25 protein-coding genes, 2 tRNA genes and 1 rRNA gene are annotated in these 26587 nt (G+C 40.4%); 17 read left to right on the plus strand and 11 right to left on the minus strand.

Annotated features, from left to right (window positions below; all coding sequences use genetic code 11):
• Both H153_RS0107590 and H153_RS0107595 read right to left on the minus strand, forming a co-directional pair.
• Positions 1–467, minus strand: a 16S ribosomal RNA gene (locus tag H153_RS0107590); the annotation flags it as partial.
• 289 nt (positions 468–756) lie between these two features.
• Positions 757–2007 carry a tetratricopeptide repeat protein gene (locus tag H153_RS0107595; protein ID WP_022847529.1) on the minus strand — a complete coding sequence of 417 codons (1251 nt, stop codon included), beginning with the start codon at positions 2005–2007 and terminating at the stop codon, positions 757–759.
• Between the two features lie 83 nt (positions 2008–2090).
• Between H153_RS0107595 and H153_RS0107600 the strand changes: the two genes are divergently transcribed.
• Genes H153_RS0107600 through gmk form a run of 3 tightly spaced genes read left to right on the plus strand, consistent with a single transcriptional unit; the run spans position 2091 to position 4903 of the window.
• Entirely contained in the window at positions 2091–3398 is a 1308-nt protein-coding gene (locus tag H153_RS0107600) for a peptidylprolyl isomerase (protein WP_022847530.1), read from the plus strand.
• An 11-nt stretch (positions 3399–3409) separates the two neighbouring features.
• Positions 3410–4270 carry a YicC/YloC family endoribonuclease gene (locus H153_RS0107605; protein ID WP_231378268.1) on the plus strand — a complete coding sequence of 287 codons (861 nt, stop codon included), beginning with the start codon at positions 3410–3412 and terminating at the stop codon, positions 4268–4270.
• Entirely contained in the window at positions 4271–4903 is a 633-nt protein-coding gene (gmk, locus tag H153_RS0107610) for a guanylate kinase (protein WP_027720097.1), read from the plus strand.
• 6 nt (positions 4904–4909) lie between these two features.
• Here the strand turns inward: gmk and H153_RS0107615 are convergent, their stop codons facing one another.
• The 3 genes from H153_RS0107615 to H153_RS0107625 form a co-directional block, all read right to left on the minus strand.
• On the minus strand, positions 4910–5374 hold the full coding sequence (locus H153_RS0107615) for a hypothetical protein (protein WP_022847533.1): 465 nt from the start codon (positions 5372–5374) through the stop codon (positions 4910–4912).
• A gap of 246 nt (positions 5375–5620) precedes the next feature.
• Entirely contained in the window at positions 5621–6913 is a 1293-nt protein-coding gene (tig, locus tag H153_RS0107620) for a trigger factor (RefSeq protein WP_022847534.1), read from the minus strand.
• Positions 6914–6926: 13 nt separating this feature from the next.
• On the minus strand, positions 6927–8129 hold the full coding sequence (locus H153_RS0107625) for an argininosuccinate synthase (protein ID WP_022847535.1): 1203 nt from the start codon (positions 8127–8129) through the stop codon (positions 6927–6929).
• A gap of 94 nt (positions 8130–8223) precedes the next feature.
• Between H153_RS0107625 and H153_RS0107630 the strand changes: the two genes are divergently transcribed.
• The 11 genes from H153_RS0107630 to H153_RS0107680 all read left to right on the plus strand — a co-directional run bounded on the left by H153_RS0107630 (position 8224) and on the right by H153_RS0107680 (position 16935).
• Positions 8224–8300: transfer RNA gene (locus H153_RS0107630), tRNA-Met, on the plus strand.
• A 21-nt stretch (positions 8301–8321) separates the two neighbouring features.
• The gene (gene tilS, locus H153_RS09645; RefSeq protein WP_040371918.1) at positions 8322–9659 is read left to right on the plus strand and encodes a tRNA lysidine(34) synthetase TilS; all 1338 of its coding nucleotides are present in this window, start codon (positions 8322–8324) and stop codon (positions 9657–9659) included.
• Positions 9628–10158 carry a hypoxanthine phosphoribosyltransferase gene (gene hpt / locus H153_RS0107640; RefSeq protein WP_027720098.1) on the plus strand — a complete coding sequence of 177 codons (531 nt, stop codon included), beginning with the start codon at positions 9628–9630 and terminating at the stop codon, positions 10156–10158. Before tilS ends, hpt begins: the two co-directional genes overlap by 32 nt.
• Positions 10155–12041 (plus strand): ATP-dependent zinc metalloprotease FtsH, encoded by a 1887-nt coding sequence (ftsH, locus tag H153_RS0107645; protein WP_022847537.1) that lies wholly within the window; start codon positions 10155–10157, stop codon positions 12039–12041. Before hpt ends, ftsH begins: the two co-directional genes overlap by 4 nt.
• A gap of 10 nt (positions 12042–12051) precedes the next feature.
• On the plus strand, positions 12052–12612 hold the full coding sequence (gene folE, locus H153_RS0107650) for a GTP cyclohydrolase I FolE (protein ID WP_022847538.1): 561 nt from the start codon (positions 12052–12054) through the stop codon (positions 12610–12612).
• Positions 12609–13415, plus strand: a complete 807-nt coding sequence (locus tag H153_RS0107655) for a tetratricopeptide repeat protein (protein WP_022847539.1) — start codon at positions 12609–12611, stop codon at positions 13413–13415. Before folE ends, H153_RS0107655 begins: the two co-directional genes overlap by 4 nt.
• Complete coding sequence (locus H153_RS0107660; RefSeq protein ID WP_022847540.1) at positions 13399–14154, plus strand: hypothetical protein; 756 nt, start codon at positions 13399–13401, stop codon at positions 14152–14154. Before H153_RS0107655 ends, H153_RS0107660 begins: the two co-directional genes overlap by 17 nt.
• A 42-nt stretch (positions 14155–14196) precedes the next feature.
• A complete protein-coding gene (locus H153_RS09990; RefSeq protein WP_022847541.1) occupies positions 14197–15069 on the plus strand; it encodes a GAF domain-containing protein in 873 nt (290 codons plus the stop codon).
• Between the two features lie 48 nt (positions 15070–15117).
• Positions 15118–15194, plus strand: a tRNA-Arg gene (locus H153_RS0107670).
• Positions 15195–15266: 72 nt separating this feature from the next.
• Complete coding sequence (locus tag H153_RS0107675) at positions 15267–15728, plus strand: nucleoside deaminase (RefSeq protein ID WP_022847542.1); 462 nt, start codon at positions 15267–15269, stop codon at positions 15726–15728.
• Positions 15729–15774: 46 nt separating this feature from the next.
• Positions 15775–16935 carry an alanine--glyoxylate aminotransferase family protein gene (locus H153_RS0107680; RefSeq protein ID WP_022847543.1) on the plus strand — a complete coding sequence of 387 codons (1161 nt, stop codon included), beginning with the start codon at positions 15775–15777 and terminating at the stop codon, positions 16933–16935.
• A 26-nt stretch (positions 16936–16961) separates the two neighbouring features.
• Here H153_RS0107680 and H153_RS0107685 read toward each other — a convergent pair whose 3' ends face one another.
• Genes H153_RS0107685 through dapA form a run of 6 tightly spaced genes read right to left on the minus strand, consistent with a single transcriptional unit; the run spans position 16962 to position 22808 of the window.
• Positions 16962–18176 (minus strand): homocysteine biosynthesis protein, encoded by a 1215-nt coding sequence (locus H153_RS0107685; protein ID WP_022847544.1) that lies wholly within the window; start codon positions 18174–18176, stop codon positions 16962–16964.
• A 13-nt stretch (positions 18177–18189) separates the two neighbouring features.
• A complete protein-coding gene (gene rimO, locus H153_RS0107690) occupies positions 18190–19485 on the minus strand; it encodes a 30S ribosomal protein S12 methylthiotransferase RimO (protein ID WP_022847545.1) in 1296 nt (431 codons plus the stop codon).
• Positions 19482–20210, minus strand: a complete 729-nt coding sequence (gene hisA / locus H153_RS0107695) for a 1-(5-phosphoribosyl)-5-[(5-phosphoribosylamino)methylideneamino]imidazole-4-carboxamide isomerase (RefSeq protein WP_022847546.1) — start codon at positions 20208–20210, stop codon at positions 19482–19484. Before hisA ends, rimO begins: the two co-directional genes overlap by 4 nt.
• 10 nt (positions 20211–20220) lie before the next feature.
• Positions 20221–21003 carry a 4-hydroxy-tetrahydrodipicolinate reductase gene (gene dapB / locus H153_RS0107700; RefSeq protein WP_022847547.1) on the minus strand — a complete coding sequence of 261 codons (783 nt, stop codon included), beginning with the start codon at positions 21001–21003 and terminating at the stop codon, positions 20221–20223.
• A complete protein-coding gene (locus tag H153_RS0107705) occupies positions 21003–21935 on the minus strand; it encodes a protoglobin domain-containing protein (RefSeq protein ID WP_022847548.1) in 933 nt (310 codons plus the stop codon). The genes dapB and H153_RS0107705 overlap by 1 nt, the downstream gene beginning before the upstream one ends.
• A complete protein-coding gene (gene dapA / locus H153_RS0107710; protein WP_022847549.1) occupies positions 21936–22808 on the minus strand; it encodes a 4-hydroxy-tetrahydrodipicolinate synthase in 873 nt (290 codons plus the stop codon). It lies immediately after the preceding gene.
• A 106-nt stretch (positions 22809–22914) separates the two neighbouring features.
• On the opposite strand from dapA, the gene thrC reads away from it, so the two are divergent.
• The 3 genes from thrC to H153_RS0107725 are packed head-to-tail and all read left to right on the plus strand — an operon-like array spanning position 22915 to position 26565.
• The gene (gene thrC / locus H153_RS0107715) at positions 22915–23976 is read left to right on the plus strand and encodes a threonine synthase (RefSeq protein WP_022847550.1); all 1062 of its coding nucleotides are present in this window, start codon (positions 22915–22917) and stop codon (positions 23974–23976) included.
• A 22-nt stretch (positions 23977–23998) separates the two neighbouring features.
• On the plus strand, positions 23999–25276 hold the full coding sequence (gene hisZ / locus H153_RS0107720; RefSeq protein ID WP_022847551.1) for an ATP phosphoribosyltransferase regulatory subunit: 1278 nt from the start codon (positions 23999–24001) through the stop codon (positions 25274–25276).
• Positions 25276–26565, plus strand: a complete 1290-nt coding sequence (locus H153_RS0107725; protein WP_022847552.1) for an adenylosuccinate synthase — start codon at positions 25276–25278, stop codon at positions 26563–26565. The genes hisZ and H153_RS0107725 overlap by 1 nt, the downstream gene beginning before the upstream one ends.
• The last annotated feature ends 22 nt before the right edge of the window (positions 26566–26587 follow it).

The following is a 26587-nucleotide window of genomic DNA, read 5'->3' on the forward strand; positions in this document are numbered from 1 at the left end:
CCCGGTGACAGGAGTTTACACCCCGAAGGGCTTCTTCCTCCACGCAGCGTCGCTGGGTCAGGCTTGCGCCCATTGCCCAAAATTCCCCACTGCTGCCTCCCGTAGGAGTCCGGGCCGTGTCTCAGTCCCGGTGTGGCTGGCCATCCTCTCAGACCAGCTACCCGTCGTAGGCTTGGTGAGCCGTTACCTCACCAACTACCTGATGGGACGCGAGCCCATCCCAAGGCGGGAGCTTGCTGTGCAGAGGCCCCCTTTTCACACAGTCCATGCAGACCGTGCGCTTATGGGGTATTAGCCGGCGTTTCCACCGGTTATCCCCCTCCTTGGGGTAGGTTGCTCACGCGTTACTCACCCGTTCGCCGGTCGCCAGCACGGGTTCCAAAGGAACCCGCCTGCTGCCCCACGACTTGCATGTGTTAGGCACGCTGCCAGCGTTCGCGCTGAGCCAGGATCAAACTCTCCAGCAATATTTCATCGCTTTCAAGTTCTCTATCTCTAAGCTCAATCTATACTTCAGAGTACGCAAGGCTCTATCTCGCGAACCTGCGGAACACCTCAATTAAAAGTTACCTCTCCAGGTAACCTGTATTTCCAGCTTCCGCAGGCACACACCCCTTATTCTGTTGTCAAAGAGCTTTTTTTCGGCGAGTGCTAAATTTATACCTTCAACTCACCAGTGTCAAGCCCCATCCCGCTTCTGCGGGTTCAAACCTGACGCGGGAAAATATAGAAACTATGGCGATGCGTGTCAAGGGGTTATCTGCATTTTTTCCACATTTTCTCAAGGGAAATAACTTCTGAAAGCCTGTTAACAGTTGCATAACAACGCTTTAACTGCTTTTCATTTTTTGAATGCTCAATGATGTATTTACACACTCTTCTTGCAGCAAAAATATAGCCTTCCTCTTCCAGAACGTCGGAGAGGATCTCCAAAAGTTCAAATACTTCTTCTTCAGATAATAGATCAGACTTTAATATCCTTTTAGCAACATCAATAACGCATCGATTTCTATTCTGCTCCATACATATCAGGGCCAGCTCAATAAAGGCATCCATTATAAGCCATGAACTTTCTGCCGTATCTATAATCTCCATCAACGCTTCTTCTGCCTGATCAATCCTGCCCTTTTCTATAAGAAAATCCGCCAACATTCTCAGACTGTCTTCTTTTATAAAAGAGTCACTAACAGAAACAGCCTTTCTCATAAAGAATTCAGCTTTTTCATCATCACCCATCATTTCGTAAACAGTGGCAACACTTTGCAAGAGGTAGGGTGAGTCTGGATAGAGTTCCAAAGTATCAAGTAAAAGAGACAGGGCCTCCTCTATCTTTGAAAGTCCCATCAAAACATCTACAAGTTTCTGACGAAGATCCACATTTTTTGGTTCTCTATTGCAGGCTTCCCTTAAAAGATCTTCTGCCTTTTCCATTTCTCCAATAAGCTGATAGAGTCTCGCACTCTCATAGAGAAACGAAGTTTTATTTATCCTTTCAAGACCCTGTTCAAGGATATGAGCTACCATATCGTAATTACCGGTAGAGTAATAGTGACCTGCAAGTTCAAGATAAGGATAGTCTAAAAAAGGAGAAACTGTCATTAAACTTTTAAGCACTTTAGCCGCCTCTTTTTTTAACCCCTGCCGTTTATAAAGTTTATGCAGTTCAACATAAATTTCAGGTTCAAATGGATTAAGATTTATAGCCTCAAGAAGCGCCTCCCTTGCCTTAACATATTCCTTTCTCTTTATAAGGAAGTGACTCTTTTTAAGCTGCTCCTTTGACTTTATAGCCGCCTCAAGGAATCTCGCCTGTTCAAAGTATTCTTCCGCCTTTTCTTCATTTCCTATCCTTTCGTAAGCCTCTGCAAGGAGAAGAAAATACTCAACATCTCTTGAATAGGCTTTATGTTTTTCCAGCTCGGAAATAGCACGATGATATTTTTTACTCTCAATTAAACGACGCGCTTCTTTAATGACAGAATCTATTTCTTTCTTATAACCTTTCAAATGAAACAACTCCTGCTTGAGATATCTTCAATTTTAAAGTATAAATTTAATTCGAGAATTTTCAATAGGCTGGAGGTTTATTAATGCTTGCTAATATCAGAAAAAACATGAAGTTATTTAGCATACCTCTCTGGATAGTAACTGCTTCTTTTGTTTTAACTATTTTCTTAGTATGGGGAAAAGGTTCTGTATCAGGACCGGGAACAAACGAAGTTGCGACCGTTAACGATAAAGCCATACCGGCAGATGAGTTTTATAGATTGGTTGACAGGTTAACTTCATCTGGAATGAAGGAAAAGCAGGCAAAATCCGAAGCACTCCGTCAGCTTTTGCTAAGAACACTTTTGCTTGATGCAGCGGAAAGAGAAGGATTAAAGGTAAGTGATGAGGCTGTCGCAGATAAAATAGAAAGCTTCCCTGCCTTTCAAAAGGACGGCAAATTCTCCGTGGAACTTTACAAAAAGTGGCTTCAGCAAAACCATATGCCTCCAGAAATGTTCGAAAATCAGATAAGAGAAGATCTACTAATAGAGAAGCTTCAAACAATTGTTGAAAATGTAGCATCAGTTACACCTACAGAGCTACAAATCTATTACAAAGCTGTTTTTGGAAAAAGGAATTACAAGTATGAAATGTTTAACATAGAACCCTCAAAAGTTAAAGTGTCTTCAGAAGAAATAAAAAATTACTACAATAAGCACCGCAATTTGTTCAAAGAAAATAAAGTAGTTATCGTTGCTGTTGAAATCCCAGCGAAAACGAAAAACGCAAAAGAGCTTGTTAAAAGAGCATATGAACTTGCAAAAAAAGGGAAACTGTCGTCTTTTAATGAAATTAAACCGGTCATCGTTAAAGATAAAAACTTACTTAAAGACATCAACTCCAGAGGGGGTCTTTACGGCTATGTAGAAAAGCCAAACAAATTTATTATTTATCAAAAACAACAGAAAAGCAGAACCCTTTCATTAAAAAAAGCCAGGAGGGAAATTATAAATCTGATTAAAAAAGAAAAAGCGGTAAAACTGGCATTCAGCAAGGCTGAAAAAGCAGCAAATAGCGGAAATTTAGATAAAGGAAAAGAGACGGGAGAAATTAGCGGGAAAGAACTTGCAAAAAGGCTTGAACTAATAGACTTAAACGGCGAAATAACAGCAATGATAGTTAAAGGTAAAACCGGTAAAGTGTACGGTCCTTTCAAAACGCTTAAAGGATATGTGGTCGTGGAACCCATAACAGCAGCAACTGTTAAAAGCATGGATAAAGAAAAAGTCAAAACATTGAAGGAGTTCCTGCTTGGTGAAAAGCGTAAAGCAGCACTTCAATCATACATACAGTTCCTGCAGAACAAAGCCAAAATTCAGGTCAATCCAAGATTTTTTAAGGGAGAGTAAACGTGAAGAGTATGACAGGCTATGGAAAAAGTGAAGCAAGCAATGACTTTATCACCGTTACGGTAGAAGTAAAATCTATCAACAGCAAGAATTTAGATTTGAGAATCAACCTTCCAAGAATTGTTAACAATCTTCTAAATAGGTTAAACAGTAAAGTGAAAGAGTACGTGAAAAGGGGAAAGGTCGATGTTTACATAAACTATAAGCTGAGTCCCGACGTTGAAATTCCGGTAAGTATAAACTACTCAATGGCAAAAACCTATATAGACGCCATAAAGAAAATAGAAGGAACTTCTGGAAGAAAGATAGAGATAAATATGAGAGACCTCTTATCCATGCACGACATCTTCTCTAAAGAAGATATAGATATATCGGGAAGCGAAGAGGTCTTCATAGAGGCCCTTGAAAACGCCTTGATGCAGCTGGACGCAGAGCGTAAGAAAGAGGGTGAGAAGCTAAAAAAAGATATTGAAAGCAGACTAAAAAAAATAGAAGCAATCCTTCACGATATTGAGGAGAAGGCTAATTCCATAAATGAGAAAATCAAAGAACGCTTAACGGAAAAAGTTAAAAAACTGTTTGAACCAGATGATGAAGAAATCAGCAAAAGAATTGAGCTTGAGATAGTACTAATTGCTGAAAAGCAAGACGTCACAGAAGAAATTACAAGGCTTAAATCTCATATAAAGCGGTTTTATCAGCTTTTAAATGAAGATTTTTCAGGTAAAACGATGGATTTTCTATGTCAGGAAATGCATAGAGAAATAAACACATTGGGATCAAAACTGAAAGAGATAAATGCAACCGAATCAGTTTTGAAAATTAAAACAGAAATAGCAAGGATAAAGGAACAGGTCCAGAACGTGGAGTAAATGATGAAAGGACTTCTAATTGTTATATCAGCACCGTCCGGAACGGGAAAAACAACACTTGTAAACATGCTAATGAGATCTTTTCCCCAAATAGAGTTTTCCATATCGTGCACAACGAGAAAACCAAGACCCGGCGAAGTTGATGGAAAAGATTACTATTTTATATCCCTTGAAGAGTTTGAGAGAAAAATAGAGAAGAACGAACTACTTGAATGGGCAGAAGTTTACGGGAACTTCTACGGAACACCAAAAGATAAAGTTTTAAAAGCGTTAAACGAAGGAAAAGATGTCCTTCTTGACATAGACACGCAGGGGGCTTTGCAGGTAAAGAAAAATTATCCGGAAGCGGTTCTGATATTCATACTTCCACCATCCCTAAAAGAACTTGAACGGAGACTGAGAAGCAGAGGAACGGAAGATGAGGAAACAATTGAAAAGAGGTTACTAATAGCAAGAAGGGAATTAAGTCTTGCAACCAGATATGACTACATCATAATAAATGATAGGCTTCAAGAGGCTTTTGAAAAGCTTAAATCAATTGTAACTGCTGAAAGGTGGAAAACCCAAAGAGTAAAAGAGCACTTTTCCGAACTCATAAATGACAGAGAGATGCTCCAGCTGCTAAATACTTAATAACCGTTAGCGTGGCGGTACTAAAAGTTCTTTACGAACGTAGATAACTGTTGTTGTGTATTTTAGATACGGCTGTTTCAGAATAATAATCGTATTTCCATCTATAAACCTCACATACTTCGTTCCAACCACTGGAAGGTGAGAATAAATCACTTTATACTTTGAAACAAGTTGCCTGTAAAGAGAATCAAAATATGTTCGAGGATAAATCATTATTACTGACATTAGTAGCGACTTTTTATTAAAAATTGCCGTTACTTTTTCAATATACCTCAAACCGGTACTTTTAGGATTAATCTCATAAACATCTACATCCATACCCGGTAAAGGTTTCTCCTTTACCATCTCATATTTACTTGCCATTTGAGAATAAGATGCCTTCCCAAGTTCAAAACCAAGAGGCTTAGGATCCGCAAACGATGGAGCTACAAAAGTAAAAACCAGGAAAAGTGCCACACAGATAACTTTCATTCTTTCTCCTTATAACGGTTAAAAATAACCTTATAAACTATATTCAAAATAATACCAATCGGTTAAGAAATTTTCAACAGCTTATCTTTTTATCCCCCTGCCATTTAATATCAAGAACATTTGCTGTCATTGAATATAGCGCTGCATTAGAAATTTAGCAAACAAAATCATTAAGAAAAACTTAAACAAAAATAAAAACCCCCTGCAATGCAGGGGGTAAAACAACTTTCCAAACGTTAATTTTTATTATTCCTTACTTTCCGCGTCAGCCTCTACTTCTTTAATTTCAGCAAGCTCAATAAGTTTATCGAGAGCCTTTTGCCTTAAAACATCCTGCCTTACCATAGGAAGAAGCCCTCTCTCTTCAAGAGATTGCCTTGCTAAAACAGTATCACCGCCAAAAGCCATATCCGCAAGTCTTTCTATCTCTTTTTCAACATCTTCATCTGTAACCTCTATTCCTTCAAGCTCTGCAATCTTCTCAAGGAGGAGTTTAACCTTTACCGTCTTCTCTGCAGTAGGCTTAACCATCTCTGCTATTGTTTGTGGTGAAATCTGCTTAACATCAACCCCAAACTGCGCAAGCCTCATTATCTGATTCTCAGCCTGGGCCTGTATTTCCATCTTAAGTAAAGACACGGGAACAGGGATATCCACCTTCTTAAGAAGTTCTTCAACTATCTTATCTTCAACCTCTTCCTGCTGCCTGTCCGCTTCAGCTTTTTCAAGATCTTCTCTTATCTTTTTCTTGAGGTCCTCAACAGATTCAGCACCAAACTTTTTGGCAAACTCATCGTTAAGCTCAGGAAGGTTCTTCGCCTTTACAGAAAGAACTTTGAACTTAAGCGTAACATCTTTTCCTGCAGCATCTCCATACTTTTCATCTTCTGCAGCTCTAAAGGAAACTTCACCTTCATCACCTCTCTTTTTACCTACAATTGCCTCATCAACTTCAGGCCAGAGCTGATTTTCTCCAGTAACAGCAACAACGTTACCGCTCTTCTCTTCACCATCAATAATCGCCGTGTATTCAAGCTCTACAAGATCACCTTTTTCTACAGGTCTGTCAACCTCTTCAAATTTAGCCTCTCTGTTTAAAAGAGATTCTACAACCTTCTCAACATCTTTATCAGTTATCTTTCTTACAGTTTTTGTAACCTTCACTCCTTTATAATCTTCAGGCTTAATATCAATTTCCGGTTTAACTTCGAAAACAACAACACAATTTAGAGTGTTCTTCTTATCATCAAAGTTCAGCTCCTCTATTAGAGGTTCCGATATTACAGTTAAACCTGCATCCTTTATCGCACTGTCAAGCTCTTCTGGAACAAGAGCTCTTACAAGATTTTCTTCTATAAGATCCTTATACTGCTTCTTTATTATGTTTACCGGTGCCTTCCCGGGTCTAAAACCGGGAATCTTGGCACTCTTCCTTATCTCCTTGCAGATCTCATTTACTTCCTTCTCAACTTTCTCAGGCTCAAAAGAAATTTTAGCCTCGTAAACAACTCCCTCTCTCTTGTTCAACGTGCAAGCCATTTATAGTTCCTCCTTAGGATTTTCTTCTAACTCTTCCGGCAACTTTCAAAGGTAAACTCCACACCTTAGTAAAGGCAGCTCCGGCCTTGTGATCAAAAGCATCTTTCGGACTATATGTTGCTAAGTCTTCAAGATACATAGACTTCTCTGCACTTCTTCCGACAACGGTGGCATTACCTTTGAAAAGCTTAAATCTAACTTTACCGGTAATAAGCTTAGCTATATTGTTATTAAATGCATCAAGGGATTCCCTCAACGTTGTGAACCACAATCCGTTGTAAACAACTTCTGCGTAAGGATGTTTGATGTGAGTAATCTTATAGTGATATGTGAATCTGTCAAGAACGATACTCTCAAGCTCATCATAAGCCCTTATAAGCATAAGACCGGCAGGTGATTCGTAAACTTCCCTCGTTTTAATTCCCACCAGTCTGTTCTCAACCATATCAATTCTTCCGAAACCGTGCCTACCGGCAATCTCGTTTAAATCCCATATAAGCTTCCACAGCTCAGAATAAACTTTTCCGTTAAGTGCAACAGGCGTTCCCTCCTTAAACTCAATCTCAACATACTCAGGCTCGTCAGGTGCCTTAAGTGGTGAAGTCGTAAGAACGAAAGCATCTTCAGGGGGTTCTGTCTCAAGGTCTTCAAGGGGACCCGACTCTATCGCAACACCCCATAGGTTTCTGTCGTAAGAATAGGGTTTTTCCTTAGTGGCTACAACGGGAATTCCATGCTTTGCAGCGTACTCAATCTCTTCATCCCTTGATTTAAACTCCCACTCTCTAACAGGTGCAAGAACTTCAATATCAGGATCAAGTGCCCAGACAGAAGCCTCGAACCTCACCTGATCGTTACCTTTCCCCGTCGAACCGTGAGCAACATAATCGGCACCAACTTTGTGAGCAAGTTCAACAAGTTTTTTCGCTATAAGAGGCCTTGAAAGGGCAGAGAGCAAAGGATATTTACCCTCATAAAGAGCGCCAGCCCTCATCAAAGGCATGCAGTACTCTCTTGCAAACTCCTCTTTAATATCATCTATAACCGCCTCTACGGCACCGGCCATCCTGGCTTTCGGTTCTATCTCCGAAAGCTCCTCACCCTGACCAACATCAGCAGTGTAAGTTATAACCTCAAAACCTCTGTCTGTTAACCATCTAACTATTACAGATGTATCAAGTCCACCTGAATAGGCTAAAACAACTCTCTTTCCCACAATCGCCTCCATAATTCAATGGTAGATGGTGAATTTTATACAAAATTCGTTGACATTTAAAGGCAGAATGGCTATATTTGAAGCCATCAAAAGTGGCGACGTGGCTCAGGTGGTTAGAGCGGGCGGCTCATACCCGCCAGGTCGGTGGTTCGACTCCACCCGTCGCCACCAAATTTCCTTCCATCAGGAATAATGAAAACAGAAGAGAAGGTTCTCTCTACCATTAAGAAGTTCTCTTTAATAGCACCAAATGACACAGTTCTCTGTGCAGTATCCGGAGGACCTGATTCGGTTGCACTTTTACACATATTAAAAAATTTTTCACAAACTTTAAACATAAAAATATACGCTGCTCACTTTAACCACAAACTTAGAGGCGAAGAATCAGACATAGATGAGATTTTTGTTAAAAACTTATGTCAAAAGTTGTCTATTCCCCTCATCGTGGGAAGCACCGATGTCAAAAGAATATCTCAGGGAAAAAACGTTGAAGATACTGCAAGAAAAGAAAGATACAAATTTTTACAAGCAACAGCCAATAAACTAAAAGCCGATAAAATCGCCGTCGGACATACCGCATCTGACCTGTGTGAAACCATCATATTTAACCTATCTAAAGGTACTGGTATAAAAGGATTAAGGGGTTTTCTCCCAAAGAGGGATAATATAGTAAGGCCACTGTTTGAAATCACTCGTGAAGAGGTTGAAGAGTATCTTAAAAGCAACAACATACACTTTAGAATAGACTCTTCAAACTTTGATACAAAGTTCTCAAGAAACCTTATAAGGCTTCACGTAATACCGCACCTTAAAAGGATAAATCCTTCTCTAGAAAGAACATTCCTTAAAGAAGCCGAAACTTTCAGGGAATTGGAAGATTTCATAGAAAACGAAACGGAAACAGCACTAAAACAGGGAATCTTTACAGAAAACAGCTTCTCAATCGATCTAAAATCACTATTATCCCTCCATCCGTTCATGGCAAAAACCATCCTTCAAAAAGCATTTTCAAAACTTTCAGGTGAAACATTAAGCGCAAACAAGCTCAGTTCTATTATTAAACTCGCAAAAGGAAAAAAAAGCGGAAGTTTAAACTTAAAAAACGGTTTTAAGGTTCTAAAAACACAGACACACCTTATCTTATGTAGAAAAGATGACAAGAAAAGCTCTTTTCAGATTGAAATAAAAGAAATTCCTGCAAAGATAGAAACACCTTCAGGAACGTTTGAATTTCTTGAAGGCGGAAAGGGTGACTTTGAATTTTCAAAAAGTGAAATCAAGAAGAAGTTGTTCTTAAGAACAAGAAAAGGCGGCGAATGGCTCTCTTTCCCATACGGGAAGAAAAAACTTAAGAAGTTTTTTAACGAAAAGAAAATTCCTTTTAACATCCGTAACGCCATACCCCTCCTGGTTACAGGTGAAAATGAAGTCATATGGATTCCAGGTCTCTACAAAAAAACATATATTAAGGAAAGCAAAAAGAAAATATCGGTGAGGTATGAAGGTGGAATTGAAAATATTGATACCTGAAGAAGAGATCAAGAAAAGACTTAAAGAACTTGGAAGGGAAATCTCAGAAGCCTTCAACGGTGAAAAAGTTACAGCAGTGTGCATATTAAAGGGAGCTTTTATATTTACAGCGGACCTCATTAGAGAAATGAAAACGGAAGTTGAAGTAGAATTTATGAGAATCAAAAGCTACGACGGAATGGAAAAGAGAGAGGATAAACTTCTATACGATGTAGAATGTGACATAAAAGGAAAAAATGTCCTTATCATAGATGATATACTTGATACTGGTGGTTCTCTAAAGTTCGCAAAGAAAGAGTTGAAAAAGAGAGAACCCGCACAGCTAAAAACGTGCGTGCTTCTTGAAAAAGAGAGAGAGAAAGACTTCAAGGCAGACTTTGTAGGATTTAAAATACCTGATAAATTTGTTGTTGGATACGGACTTGATGTGAACGAACTCTACCGAGACCTTCCATACATAGCAGTTGCAGAAAACGACAACATAAGGAGTGAAAGATGAACCGGCTTCAAGATATTTTAAAAAGCGTAGCACTCTGGATAACAATAGCTCTCCTTATGATAATAGCCTTCAACTTCTTCAGCTCACCACAGTTTACAAGACAGAACATCCCGTTTTCTACATTCCTCCAAGAGGTTGAAAAAGGTGAAGTTAAAAAGGTAACGATAAAAGGACAGCAGATAACCGGCATCACGAAAGAAGGAAAAGAGTTTGAAACTTACACGCCGTACTATCCAGACCTTGTTAAGCAGTTAACAGAAAAGAAAGTTGAAATAAACGTAAAACCTGAAGAGGGAAGTCCTTGGTACATAACTGTTCTCGTATCCTGGCTGCCTATGATATTTTTAATAGTTATCTGGATAAGCATGATGAGACAGATGAACGCCGGCGGAAGCAAAGCACTTTCCTTTGCAAAAAGCAGGGCAAAAATATTTATAGACAACAAACCCAAAGTAACATTTAAAGATGTGGCAGGTATTGATGAAATTAAGGAAGAAGTGGCTGAAATTGTTGAATTCTTGAGAAATCCCAAAAAGTACCAGCAGCTTGGTGGAAAAATTCCAAAAGGCATCCTCTTAGCAGGAGCGCCCGGAACAGGTAAAACCCTCCTTGCAAAGGCGATAGCAGGAGAAGCCAACGTTCCATTCCTGTCCGTCAGTGGCTCAGAATTTGTAGAGATGTTTGTTGGTGTTGGTGCATCAAGAGTAAGAGATCTCTTTGACCAGGCTAAGAAAAACGCACCGTGTATAGTATTTATTGACGAAATTGACGCAGTCGGCAGAAAAAGAGGTGCAGGATTCACAGGCGGTCATGACGAAAGGGAACAAACACTAAACCAACTCCTTGTAGAGATGGACGGTTTTGAAAGCAACGAAGGTATCATAGTAATCGGTGCAACAAACAGACCGGATATTCTTGACAGGGCACTGCTAAGACCCGGAAGGTTTGACAGACAGATTTACGTTCCTCTTCCAGACGTTAAAGGAAGACTTGAAATCCTCAAAATCCATACCAAGAACAAACCACTTGCAGAAGATGTTGACCTTGAAGTTATTGCCCGTTCAACTCCAGGTTTCTCAGGCGCCGACCTTGCGAATATAGTTAATGAAGCAGCACTCATAGCTGCAAGAAAGGGACATGGAAAGATAATGATGGAAGATTTTGAAGAGGCAAAAGACAAAGTAACAATGGGAATTGAAAGAAAGAGCATGGTTCTAAATGAAAGAGAGAAAATAACAACCGCTTACCACGAAGCCGGACACACACTTGTGGCAAAACTTCTGCCAAATGCAGACAGGGTTCACAAGGTAACGATAATTCCCCGTGGAAAAGCTCTTGGAATTACGCAGCAACTGCCAGAAGATGATAAGTACACTTACACCAAAGAATACCTCCTTGATAAATTATGCGTCCTGTTCGGTGGAAGAGTTGCCGAAGAAGTTGCCCTTGGAACAATATCAACCGGTGCTGGTAACGACATAGAGAGAGCAACTGAAATCGCAAGAAAGATGGTTGCAGAGTGGGGAATGAGTGAAAAGATAGGACCCATTGCCATAAAAATGAAAGAGCAGTTTGGTGAACCTACAGAAATAGTAAGTGAAGACCTCAAAAGATTAGTTGATAAAGAAGTAAAAAGGATAATCACAGAAACTTACGAAAAGGCAAAAGAACTGATTACAAACAACTTTGAAAAGCTTGAAAATCTTGCTAAAGCTCTCCTTGAAAGAGAAACCTTAACAGGGGAAGAGATTGACCTTGCAATGAACGGGGAACTTAGCAGCGAAAAAAAGCCCCCTGAAAATCCAACACCTCCTCAAAACACAAACAGAAAAGAAGAGAAGAGAGATTTACCACCGGGCTTCAACCCTCAACTTGAAATGTAGTGGAGGAAAAGTGATAGACAAAAAGAGAATAGAAAGGGCTGTAAGAGAAATCCTCATGGCTATCGGTGAAAACCCTGAAAGAGAAGGGCTGAAAGACACGCCGAAACGCGTTGCAAACATGTACGAAGAGATTTTAGCAGGCTACGAAGACTCACCGGAAAACCACTCAGTTCTATTCAGCGAAAAGTACGACGAAATGATAATAGTTAAAGACATACCTTTTTTCTCAATGTGCGAACACCACATGTTGCCGTTCTTTGGAAAGATACATATAGCGTACATACCAAGTGAGGAAAAGGTTACAGGCCTCTCAAAACTCGCCAGAATAGCCGATGTTTACGCAAAGAGGCTTCAACTTCAGGAAAGAATGACAGAACAGATTGCCAATGCCATAATGGAAAAGTTTAACGCAAAAGGTGTAATGGTAATAGTTGAAGCTCAGCATCTCTGCATGATAATGAGAGGCGCTAAAAAACCAGGTTCTTTTACCATTACAAGTGCAATTAAAGGTATATTGAGAAATGAACCCACAAGAACCGAAGCTTTATTTCTAATAAAGGGTGGAAGATGAGAAAACTGCTGATAGCAGTAATACCTGCAATTATAACCTCTTCGTGCATAACGGGAACACCTCAGGACAAGCCAAAACCTGCAGTGGCACCGCCTATTCAGGAAACAAAGGCACTTTCGAAGAAAGAAAAGGCAGATGGTTTCTACAAAATAGGGGTTTCCTACTTGCAACTTGGTGACATTCCACTTGCACTTAAATACCTTTTTAAGGCAAAAGATTTAAATCCAGATGACCCAAAAATTTACAACATGATAGGGTATGCATTTTACGTTAGAGGTGATACAAAATCGGCAGTGAAATATATACGTAAAGCTCTTGACATCGATTCTAACTTTTCTGAAGCCTACATGAATTTAGCAGCAATAGCTGAAGATGAAGGAAAAATAGAAGAAGCAAAGCAGTATTACCTTAAAGCCCTGTCTAACCCGTTATTTCTAAAACCTGAAGTTGCATATTACAAATTGGCTCTTATAGAAGAAAAAGAAGGACACCTAAAAAAGGCAAAAAGATATCTTAATCTTGCAATAAGAAACAACCTTGACTTTGCACCGGCCTATGTGAAACTTGGTGAAATACTTGAAAAAGAAGGAAAAACCGAAGACGCAAAACTGCTGTACTATCAGATAATAAAGCGCTTTCCAGACATGCAGGAAGTGTACTATCGCCTCGGCATTATTTATCTAAACGAAAAAAATACACCCCTTGCAAAGAAATTCCTGATAAAATGTTATAAAATCAATCCTGACTCAAAATGGGGCATAAAAGCTCAAGAGGTGATAGCAAAATATGGCCTTAAAGAATAAACTTCTAATAGTTATAGGTGTTTTTGCAGGATTAGCAGTTACATTTATGGCGGCCGTTTTCCTTTTCCTTTATAAGCCATCTTTCTTTTTATCCTTAATTTTTGGAAAAAAAGAAATTCCAATAGTAAAAAAACAAGAAAACACAACATTAACACAGAAAGAACTCTACCGACTGGAGGAAGTTGTAACAAAGAACCTATCAGAAATCAAAGAAGGCATCACACTGCACCCAGCTGTCGTTCTTAAAGTGACGCAGAACGGGAATCAAACAGAAGCTTATGTTCTTACAATATCTGAACTTGAATGGCCGTTTATAAAAACACTAATACAGGGCGGCATAACACTTGAAAATGCCAAACAAGTTTACAAATGTGGAAGTCTCTATCTGATAGACTATGACATAACCGGCATGTGGGTACCGGCGGTTAAATCCGGACCATTCATAGATAAAGGAGTCATTGTCCCGGGGATGGATAACGGAGAACCCCTCATTATGCCATTTTACGGAAACTGCACTCAAACCTCGGGGTTTGTCTTTAACAACTTTGGTGACTTTGCCGGCGTGTGCGTAAACGGCAAATTCGTACCATCAAACTTTATAGAAACCTTAAACCCATCAACCTGTACACCCTGTCTAAAAGAAGAAAACGAAAATAAAACCATTTCCGCTGGCAACTCAACCAACAGTACCAATCAAACTGAAAATAGCACCAATCAAACCGAGAATAGACAGAAATAAAGTATAATTAAAATAAACCTGCCTATTCTAACGGGGAATTTAATGAAGAAAAGTGAAGAAAACATCAGAGAATTTCAAGCGCTATTAGAAGCAGGAAATACACTGGAAGCCATTGAGCTTGGTGTGAAAATTCTAAATAAAAATCCAGCAAATACCTATATTCTTGACAGACTTCTCGATTTATTTTTCAGATCCGGAAAAGAAAAAAGCGGCATCAACCTGATTATAACCTTAGCAGAAAGAAAATTCTCAGATGGATACCTTGATAGTGCTGAATCCCTATTAAAAAAAGGACTGAAGTACAAACCTGATAGTGTAGAAATGCGGAAACTTCTGTCAAAAATATACGAACAAAAGGGACTTTTTTATGAAGCTTTCCAGATCACATTTGAAGGATGGAAACTTGCCACTACTCATAAAGAAAAGGCAGTTATGAAAAAAGAAATGATTCTCCAGTTAGAAAGATTAATAAACACTGCCGAAGAACTGAAAAAAAGAGATATAGAAAGTTTGCTTATATATTTCTCAAACCTTGCACGAAAATCAATCGGCGCTGAAAGATGCAGTTTATACCTCTACAATGAAAAAACAGATGAACTTTGGACGAAACTTGCCCATGGAGTTGACAAAATAGTAATTCCTGCAGACAAAGGTTTTGCGGGATTTACCTTTAAAACCGGAGAGCCGGTCATAAGCAATAACCCTTATGAGGATGAAAGATTTTACAGAGAAATAGACAAACAAACAGGATACAAAACAAAAAACATAGCTACGGTTCCAATGTTTGATAAAAATGGAAAAGTTATAGGGGTTTTTCAGGCTATAAATAAAAAAGAGGGCTTTTCAAAAGATGACATAACCTTTCTCTCTTTTCTTGCCGAATACTTCGCAACCCTACTGGATGAAAACGTTTAAACAACTTGCAACTGGGAAGATTTTGATTATATTTTACCTTCGGTACGCGCGCCCGTAGCTCAACTGGATAGAGCGTGGGACTACGGATCCCAAGGTTGCGGGTTCGACTCCTGCCGGGCGCGCCACTTTCCATCATCCCTTCCCCTCAAACATTATCAATCATAAATTTTCTCTAAATCCCTCTAAAGGAATTTTCCGTGAAAAGAGATGTTGAATTTCTACTTGAAGCCTTAAAAGAAGCAGAAAAGGCATACAGATACGGGGAAGTCCCTATAGGTGCTGTAATCGTGAAGGATGACCGAATTATAGGAAGAGGATTTAACAGAAAAGAGTTTCTTCAAAAACCAACAGCCCACGCAGAAATCATCGCCATAGAGGAAGCTTCAAGAAGATTAAATTCCTGGAGACTTAACGATTGCACTTTATACTCAACGGTAGAACCGTGTATAATGTGCTGCGGTGCCATCATTCAAGCCCGTATAAAAAGAGTAGTTTACGCCATTCCGGATCCAAAATTCGGGGGTGTTGAAAGTCTCTTCTCAACACTTTCCCATCCGGAAACAAACCACCGGGTTGAAACGGCAAAAATTTACATTCCGGAAGTGGAAATGTTGATGAAAAACTTCTTCAAAAATTTGAGAGAGAAAAAACGGGTATAATTTCTAACCAGCGAAATAAAAAAACTTAAAATAGAAGGAGGCTGCTTTGAAACCGATCAAAACAAGACTGCTAACCCCGGGACCGACAATAGTTCCCGAAAGGGTTCTTCAGGCAATGTCAGCCCACACGCTATATCACCGCTCACCGGAATTTAAAGCCATCTTCTCCGAAACGATAGAAAGACTGAAAAAGTTTTTCAGAACCGAAAGAGACACGCTTATTCTAACAGCTTCCGGAACAGGTGCAATGGAAGCAGCCGTTGCCAACCTGTTTGCTCCCGGTGATAGCGCCGTCGTCGTGGTAGGCGGAAAGTTCGGAAAAAGGTGGAAAGAGCTCTGTGAAGCGTTTGGCGTCAAACCTGTAGTAATAGAACTTGAATGGGGAAGAGCGGTAAAGGTTGAAGATATAAAGGAAGCAATAGAGAAAAACCCAAACGTAAAAGGTGTTCTTGTTCAAATATGCGAAACATCAACAGGTGTTTACAACGATGTAAGAGCGATAGGTGAAATTACATCAAAATATGATGATGTGATATTAGTTGCTGATGGTATAACAGCTTTTGGTGTGTATGACATTCCTGTTGATGACTGGAATATAGACGTTGCCATAACAGGTTCCCAAAAGGCTCTGATGACACCGCCTGGACTTGCCATTATTTCACTCAACGAGAAGGCTAAAAAGCGCCTTGAAGGGAAAAGGAGTGTCTATTACTTTGACCTTGCAAAAGAGATTAAGAATCAAGCAAAAGGACAAACTGCATACACACCAGCTGTAAACCTTATAGTGGGACTAAACGAAGCGCTAAAGATGATTGAAGAAGAAGGACTTGAAAATGTTGCCGAAAGGCACCGCATATTAGCAATGTGTGCAAGAGAAGGAATAAAAGCCTTAGGTCTTGAACTTTTATCAGAAGTGCCAGCAAACGGTGTAACAGCGGCAAAGGTTCCCGAAGGAATAGACGGGCAGAAGCTCGTTTCATGGATAAGGGAAAAGTTCGGAATCGTCATAGCCGGTGGACAGGATCACCTTAAAGGAAAAATCTTTAGGCTCTCCCACATGGGCTATGTTGATATCTTTGACCTTTTGACAGAACTTGAAGCTGTTGAGTTTGCCTTAACAAGGATGGGATACAGGATAGAGTATGGAACATCCGTGAAAGCGGCAATGGATACATTCATAAAAGCCGTTCATAGAAGACCCGTTTAACAGCAAGGGGGCTTTAGAGCCCCTTTTTACTTTCTCTCGTCATACTCAATCTTCACGTCTGGCTTTGGTGCGGGAAGTCTTTCTGCAGGCCTTGAAATTTCAAACCTCCCCTCTTTTATCCAATCTTTCAAAATGTTTGCTATCTCCCTTGCCTTGTAGTAGGAAGAGAGAGGACACGTCTGAATCTTCTTGCCGTTTATCTCTATCTGTCCCTTCCTCAAGTCACCATAGTTAACATAAGCTATTGGCTCGACCGCTTCACCGCTCGGATAATCGGAAGAGTAGTCGTAAACAGGTGCAAGTATTTCGGAATCTTTAACGGAAGTGTAAAAAGCTATCCTCTCATTAAGTATAGGTATGGGAATCCCGATCCCGACAAAGAGAGAAACACCGTAACCAATAATTGAAGCAGCCCTAATGAAATCGGTACTCATCTGCTTCATATCACCAACAGTCATTATGGTACCGCTTCCCTCAACGGGCTGTCCTTTTTTGGTCCTCCTCACGCCAAAAGGTGCATGTTGCGTTCCATGGAAAGCGATATATCCAACCCCGCCACCCAGGAATATCCGCGTCCCGATGCCTATCGTTTCAAAAAACGGATCATTGAGAAGCGGACTCAACTGTCCGGCACTTGAGTACGTGGCATTTCCCATGTTTGGACGAAGTATCCCCATATAGGTATAAATCGTTCTGGAAGATTTATTAACTGCAACGTTATAGTTCTGATAGCAGTTCCTTGGATTGCACAAGATAGCATCTCGAACGGTTTTTATGTTAATAATCTTTTTAATCTCCCTCCTCGGATAACAATCGGTGCCGTAGGCATACGCCTCAAGTTCTATATCCTCACCTGCAATTAACTCTTCTATAACATGAGCACCTCCATACTCAAACCTACCGGGATAAACCTCGTTTCGAGGATCATTTTCAGGAAGGGCACTTGCTCCAATGTAAAGATCAACAGCAGCAAGGGCACCGTAGGCAGGAACGCCGTTAAGGTAGATCTCTTCCATTTTCATTTTAGGCCTTGTATGACCTACATTCAAAAAGGCACCTGAAGAGCACATCGCACCGAAAGTACCTGTGGTAACAACATCCACTTCCTCGGCGGCTTTTACAACGCCCATCTCTTCAACAATTTCAATCATCTCTTCGGCGGTTACAACAACCGCTTCGCCCCGCCTTATCTTTTCATTTATCTCTTCATAGGTTTTATTAACCTTAAACTGCTCTTCCATAACTCTTCTCCGTTCACTCAATCGGTTCGGCGATAAGGTCAACATTACTGGCAAGTGCGGTTATCTGCGCATCAACAAATGTGCCCGGCTCATAATTTCCTTTCAAGTAAACTATCCCGTCAACCTCGTACGCATTTCTGTAACTCCTTGCCTCAACATAACCTTCCATATCCTCCGCCGGACCGTCAACGATAAGTCTCAGCTTTTTACCGATGAGCTTTCTGTTGTTCTCCTCAAAGATGGAATACTGAACTTCCTCTAAAAAGTTAAGCCTCGAATCTTTAATATCCTCGGGAAGGTCTCCCATATTGTAAGCAGCAGTGCCCTCTTCTCTTGAGTACTTGAAAAAACCAACCCAGTCAAGCCTCTTCTCTTTTAGAAATTCAACAAGCTGCTCAAAATCCTCTTCCGTTTCAGAAGGGAAACCAACGATAAATGTGCTTCTTAACGTAACATCCGGAATCTTTGTTCTTATCTTATCTACTAACTCATCTATGTATTTACGAAAATACTTTCTCCCCATTGAAAGCAAAACTTTATCCGTAACATGTTGAAACGGAACATCAAGGTAGTGAAGAACCTTTTCACTATTTGCGATGTAATCTATCAACTCATCGGTAATGTGAGAAGGATAGGTGTACATAAGTCTTATCCACTCAATTCCTTCAACCGTTTCAAGCTTTTTCAAAAGCTTCAGCAAACCGTTTTTCTCCTTCCTATCCATACCGTAGGCAGTCGTATCCTGAGCTATAACGTAAAGTTCTTTAACGCCTTTCTTAGCAAGAAGTCTTGCCTCTTCAATAATCTCTTCCTCAGGACGGCTCCTGTAAGGTCCCCTTATAAGGGGAATAGCGCAGTAGGTACAGTTGTTTGAACATCCTTCAGCAATTTTAAGATAGGCTATATGGGGTGGCGTGAGAATATGTCTATAAAGAAATGGTTTTTCAGGTTGAAACTGTCTATCAAGTATCTTCTCAACACTCCTCTCAAGTTCATCAACACCTATAAAAACATCTACTTCTGGAAGCTCTTTTTTAAGTTCATCTCTGTATCTCTGATAGAGACATCCTGCAACAACAACCTTTTTCTCCGGGTCTCTTTTCTTCTCCTCAATAGCCGTTAGTATCTCGTCTATAGACTCCTCTTTAGCAGGGGTGATGAATCCACAGGTATTAACGATAATAATGTCCGCATCCTCAAGGTTATCAACAAAAAGCACGTCCCCTGTGGCCTTTAAAAGACCTACCATATGTTCAGTATCAACAAGATTTTTGGGACATCCAAGACTTATAACGGCAACCTTTTTCATAAATCACCTTTCAGCTTTTTTATAACCGATTCAAAATCTATCGCACCCTCATAAAGTGCCTTCCCCGTAATAGCACCAACCACATTCGGAATTTTGGAAAGACGGATAACATCATCTTCCGTAGCAATCCCACCGGAGGCTATGACTGGTTTTCTAACACTCTTTGCAAAGTTAGCCACCTCTTCAAAGTTTGGTCCTTCAAGAGTCCCATCCCTTGAGATGTCGGTGTAAACAAATCCCCAGATAGAGATATTCTCGTACCTTTTAGCAAAATCAACCGCTTTCAGATCCGTTTTCTCCACCCATCCCCTCGTTGTCATAAAACCATCCTTTGCATCAACACCTAAAACCATACCGCCCGGAAAGGTTTCAACCATCTCAAGGAAAAGTTCAGGATTTTCAACAGCAACAGTTCCAACGATAATTCTGTCAACGCCTATATCTTTTAAGGTCTTTACAGCATCTATAGTCCTGACACCTCCGCCAAACTGAACAGGTATGGAAAGTCTTTTAACAATCTCTTCAACTATTCTAATATTGGCCGGGACACCATCAAAAGCTCCATCAAGATCCACAACGTGAAGCCTTGTTGCCCCTTTATCCTGCCACAGAAGTGCAGCATCAACAGGATTTTCAAAGTACTCCTTCACTGCATCGGCCCTTCCCCTGTAGAGCCTTACACATTTACCACCTTTTATGTCAACCGCAGGAATAAGTTCAAACATCTATCCTCCCTTAAATACCAAGAACATCAAACATAGTGTAAAGACCTGCCGGTCTTCCAAAAACCCACTTTGCAGCAACAACAGCACCTTTAGCAAAAGTCTCTCTGCTTGTGGCTCTGTGGGTTAGCTCTATCCTCTCGCCGGGTGTGGCAAAAAAGACCGTATGGTCTCCAACTACATCTCCCATTCTGGCTGCAAGGATACCTATCTCTTCGGGTTTTCTCTCTCCGACAAAACCTTTCCTGCCGTAAACAGCAACATCTTCAAGGTTTCTACCAACTGCCTCTGCTATAACTTCAGCGAGCCTCATAGCAGTACCTGAAGGGGCATCTTTTTTAAACCTGTGGTGAATTTCAAATATCTCTATATCGTAGCCCTTATCCTTCAAGACCCTTGCAACTTCACCAACAATTTTAAAGAGTATGTTCACACCAAGACTCATGTTTGGCGAAAAAACTACAGGAACGTTCCGGGCAATTCTTTCTATCTCTTTAACCTCTTCTGGCTTAAATCCCGTCGTTCCTATGACAAGTGCAACATTATTCTTTTCAGCTTCTTTCAAAAGTCCGAGAGTCGCAGGCGGAACGGTGAAGTCTATTACAACATCAGGTTTTTTATCAACTTCCGACAGGGATGAAACAAAACTTAACTTTTCGTCAAAAGGTTTTCCTATAAGTGGCGAATCTGGCTTCTCAAGAACTCCAACAAGCTCCATACCATCTTCAGCCTTAACAAGAGAAGAGATAAGCCTTCCCATTCTACCATTAGCACCATTAACAGCAACTTTTACCATCAATCACCTCTCTTATACTCAAACCATTTAACAATACCGAAAACAATGCCCAAAATAAGGATTAACGCACCTATACCGAGCTTAAAAGAAACAGGTTTTGTATGTTCAAGAGAAAGAACAAGAGCCTCCCTGATGGTTGCAGCAAGCGCCACGCTAACGAACGCACTAACTGCAAGCTCTCCACCCATCATAAACTTTATCTCACTGTTGAGGAGCTCAAGAACAGTCCACAAGATAAGCAGATCACCAAGAGCAGATATCAGACCGTGAGAAAGATCTCCATGGAAGAAATGGGCGACATCCATAACAAAGAGACCTGCCACCACAATGCCAAGAACCATCAAACCCAAAATAATTGCAACATCCATAACAAAGGCAAACTTTTTCGTAAACCTTATAACAAACTTTTCGGCGGGATCTGCCTCAATGAACGTTCTCATTTCATGATCTATATAGAAAGAGAGCATAACAGAAAGGTGGAGGTCAAGAAGTTTTGAGAGAGAGCGGGTGTATTCCTCTATAAGAGTACACCCCTCACCTTTCTGTTCAACAAGCACCTTAACAATTCTCTTGGTGCAAAACCGTCTCACAAAATTCATCATAGCTACGATAAGATTTGTAGGAATTCCAAGGTCAGCGTGAATCTTGGCAATTCTCAGTATGTAAGTAAGATACTCTGAATCATACTTACCAGAAAAGAGCTGCTCATACCAGTGAATAAGTTCATCCCTTATCTTTTTTAAATCATCTTCCGAAATGTATTTTGAAGCCTCATCATACTTTAAAAGCTGATTGGAAAAAGCCTCTGCAAATTCATCCTTAAAAGAGATAAGCATATGACCGATCTCTTTAAGGTTATCGACATCTTTTTTCCGAAACTCAAACTGATAGAGGAGACGCTCCATATCTGCGTAACTTATCTGAACACCCATTTAGAGCACCCCCTTCTCTTTCAGCATTTTCCTTATAATCTCCTCTTTCTCTGGCGTTGTCGGGCACAGAGGCAACCTAAACTCTTTTTCCATCCTTCCCATCATTGAAAGCGCCGTTTTAACGGGAATAGGATTTGTATCAATAAACATCGTCTTATGCAGAGGATAAAGATATAGATGAAGCCTTCTTGCCTCATCAATATCACCTTTTACAAAGGCTCTATACATTTTCACCATTCTGTCTGGAACAATGTTTGCCGTAACAGAAATCACACCTTTCCCGCCAACGGCAAGCAACGGATAAAACGTAAGATCATCACCTGATAGAACCTCTATCTTATCACCACAAAGGTTAACAATTTCGGTTGCGACATTCGTACTTCCAGTAGCCTCTTTAATTGCAACAATGTTTTCCATAACTGACAACCTTGCAACCGTTTCCGGAAGCATGTTAACACCGGTTCTACCAGGAACGTTGTATAGAACAATGGGGATATCCACGGCTTCAGCAATTGCCTTAAAATGACGGTAAAGACCTTCCTGACTGGGCTTATTGTAGTAAGGTGTAATGAGGAGTGCTCCATCAGCACCTGCTTCTTTTGCGTAAGCTGTAAGTTCTATCGCTTCCTTGGTAGAGTTGGAACCTGTACCAGCTATAACTTTAGCTCTCCCTCTTACCTGGTCAATTGTAATAGCTATAACCTCTTCGTGCTCTTCATAGGAAAGAGTGGCGGACTCCCCTGTCGTTCCACAGGGAACGATGCCGTTCACACCGCCTTCTATAAGAAACTCTATATGCTCCCTCAACGCCCTTTCATCAACCCTTCCATCTTTAAAAGGGGTTGGTATGGCAACATGTATTCCTTCAAACATTACCGCCTCCGAAAAATTAAAGCTTACTGGAATTTTAACAAATATAGAGTTTTTATATAATTCACTTCTGGAGCTGAAACGGGCTTGAAAATGGAGGTAAAGTTAGATGAAACTATGGAGAGGAGTAATAGAAGAATTCAGAGAATTTTTACCTGTAACAGAAAAAACGCCGGTTATAACACTAAGAGAAGGAAACACACCGCTTATAGAAGCTGACAACTTAGCTGCCGCAATTAATCCTGACATTAAAATATACCTTAAATATGAAGGTTTGAATCCTACCGGCTCTTTTAAAGACAGAGGAATGACCATGGCCGTCTCAAAAGCGATGGAAGACGGCGCGAAAGCCGTAATATGTGCCTCTACCGGTAACACCTCTGCTGCAGCTGCAGCGTATGCTGCAAAAGCAGGAATAAAAGCGGTAGTTTTAATACCCGAGGGGAAAATAGCCCTCGGAAAACTTTCACAGGCAGTAATGTACGGTGCAGAAGTAATTCAGATAAAAGGAAATTTTGACGAAGCTCTTGATATAGTTAGAGACATAGGAAAAAACTATCCCATAACAATTGTCAATTCAATAAATCCCTACAGATTACAGGGACAAAAAACGGCAGCTTTTGAAATATGCGAACAGCTTGGAAGAGCACCGGATTTTCATTTTATTCCCGTCGGAAACGCAGGCAACATAACAGCTTATTGGATGGGCTACAAGGAGTATTACGAAGCTGGAAAAGTTCTATCCAAACCTAAAATGTGCGGCTGGCAGGCAGCAGGTGCAGCACCAATCGTTCTTGGACATCCTGTTAAAAATCCCGAAACAATAGCAACAGCTATTCGTATAGGAAATCCGGCCAGTTGGGAAGGAGCTGTAAATGCAGCAGAAGAATCTGGCGGTCTCATAGATATGGTAACTGACGAAGAGATTCTTGAAGCGTACAGATTGGTTGCAAGAACGGAAGGAATCTTCTGCGAACCAGCCTCTGCAGCATCAATAGCAGGCGTAATCAAAGCCAACAGAGAGAAAAAACTCTTTTCAAAAGGCGACGTTATTGTCTGCACATTAACTGGACACGGTCTTAAAGATCCCGATACGGCTATGTCAATGGGCGTAAAACCGGTTACATTGCCTGCTGATGAAAAAGAGATAGTTAAATATTTAGGATTTTAAAACCTTTAAATAAGGATGAAAAATGAGAGAAACTGAGATTCCAAGAGGATTTAAAACACATCTGCCTAAAGAAGCCCTTGAAATAGGCCACATTTTTAAGAAAATGGAAGACGTTGCACAGCAGTGGGGCTACCTTCCCGTTGTTCCACCCACAATAGAGTACCTTGCAACATTTAAAAAGATAGATGAGCAGTTTGAAGAACTTGCCTTCAAACTTGTTGATAAACAGACCGGAAAGCTGATATCTGTCCGCCCGGACTTTACACCACAAATTGCAAGAATCGTAGCAGCATCCTTCAAAAACGAAGAACCACCTTTCAGGTTCTACTATAAAGGAAACATCTTTAGAGATACTAAGGGAAACAGAGAATTTCCTCAATTCGGTTTTGAACTTATCGGTGTAAATGACATAGAAGCTGATGCCGAAGTTGTAAGCATTATCGTTGACATACTCAGAAATCTGGGCCTCAAATCATTTCAGATTGACATAGGACACGTTGAATTTATAGATGGAGTTCTGGAAGAGATTAAAATTGAAAACGATGACAAGATGAGATTCATCAAACTCCTTTCCCATAAAGACCTTTCAGGTATAGAAATATTCATGGATGAAAACAACTTTGAAGAAGAAAGAAGAAAAAAGGTGGAAAAACTTCTGGAACTCTACGGAAAAGCTGAGATACTCGACACAGCTCTTGATATCTTCAGCAATGAAAGGGCAAAAATAGCCGTATCAACATTAAAAGAGATGTTCGAAATACTAAAAACCTACGGGTTCGAAGGCAACATAATCTTTGACCTTTCAGAAAGAAGGGGTATGAAGTACCACAGTGGCATAACATTCGAAATATTTCACCCCCTTTCAGGTATATCTCTTGGAAACGGCGGAAGATACGACAGTCTCGTTAAAAGTTTTGGGAGAAATCTTCCAGCAACAGGAGCGGCAATCAGAATAGATCGCATATATCAACTCTTAAAAAGGAAAGAAACGCTTAACCTCCAACTTCCCTGTGATATTTATATAATAGACATGAGGAAAGAACTGAAAAAGGCCTATGAAGTTGCAAAACTGCTCAGGAAAAAGGGATATAAGGTTGCAAGGGACATCGTTAAAAGACCTGTGGAAGCCTCAATAGATGTGGCCTTCAACAAAGGATTCAAATATGCTATAGTCCTCAATCCGCAGGATGAAAGCAACAGGGTAATCATAACGGGACGGAAGTTTAGAAAGGTAGTTAAGGAAGGCAAAACGATTGAAGAAACTGTAGAGAAGATAATAGAAAGCCTGGAGGAACATTAATGGCAACTCTTGGAATAGTAGGAACCCAGTGGGGCGACGAAGGAAAGGGCAAGATTGTAGATATCCTTTCAGACAGGGCAGATATCATAGCAAGATTTCAGGGCGGTAATAACGCCGGACACACCGTCGTAATAAACGGCAACAAGTACGTCCTTCACCTTTTACCCTCCGGAATTCTCCACGATAACAAAGTATGTGTCTTAGGGAACGGAATGGTAATAGATCTTGAAGCTCTCATAAACGAAATAGAGTTCATAAAAAGAGTAGGTAAATCTGTAGAAGGAAGAATTCTCCTGTCTGAAAGAGCACACATAATACTTCCATATCATAAACAACTTGATGCTGCCTCGGAAGCTAAAAAAGGCGACGGCTCAATAGGAACAACACTAAAAGGTATTGGGCCTGCATACAGGGACAAGGCCGGAAGAATGGGTATAAGGGTTGCAGACCTTAAGAACCCGGAAACCTTTAAGAAAAGGCTTGTAGAAAATATTAAAGAAAAGAGCATAATCCTCAAGTATGTTTACGGCTACGAACCCGACTTAAACGCTGATGAAATATACACATCAACCATGCGTGCCTTTGAAAAGCTTGAACCTTTTGTGGCCGACACAATATCCTTTTTAAATAGAGCCATTGATGAAGGAAAAAACGTTCTTTTTGAAGGTGCACAAGCAACACTACTTGATATAGATGCAGGAACATACCCGTTTGTTACATCTTCAAACTCTTCGGCTTTAGGTATAGCTTCCGGAACAGGCATAAGCCCCAAGAAGATTCAGAAGGTAGCGGGAATTGCAAAAGCTTACACGACAAGAGTGGGAAGCGGACCCTTCCCGACAGAACTTGGCTGCCAGTTAGGAGAGCTTTTAAGGGCAAGGGGACACGAATACGGCTCAACAACGGGAAGGCCAAGAAGGTGCGGCTGGTTAGACCTTGTTGCTGTGAAATACTCTACAACAGTCAATGATCTTGATTCCCTTGTAATCACAAAACTTGACGTTCTTGATGCATTTGAAGAGATAAAAGTATGTACCGGATACAGGCTAAATGGAAAAACCGTTGATAGTTTCCCATCAACAGTAGAAGAACTTGAATCTGTAAAACCAGTATATGAAACACTACCGGGTTGGCATACAGAGACTACACATGTAAAAGAGTTTAATAAACTTCCGGAAAACGCAAAAGAATTCATTAAATTTATAGAAGAATTCATAGGAATCCCCGTATCACTTGTATCCACAGGACCTCAGAGAAGTGAAATTATATGTAGAACACCGCTGTGGTAGGTTGAATTTAGAACAAAAAAAG

Origin of the sequence: Desulfurobacterium sp. TC5-1, assembly GCF_000421485.1 — a bacterium.
GTDB lineage: Bacteria > Aquificota > Aquificia > Desulfurobacteriales > Desulfurobacteriaceae > Desulfurobacterium_A.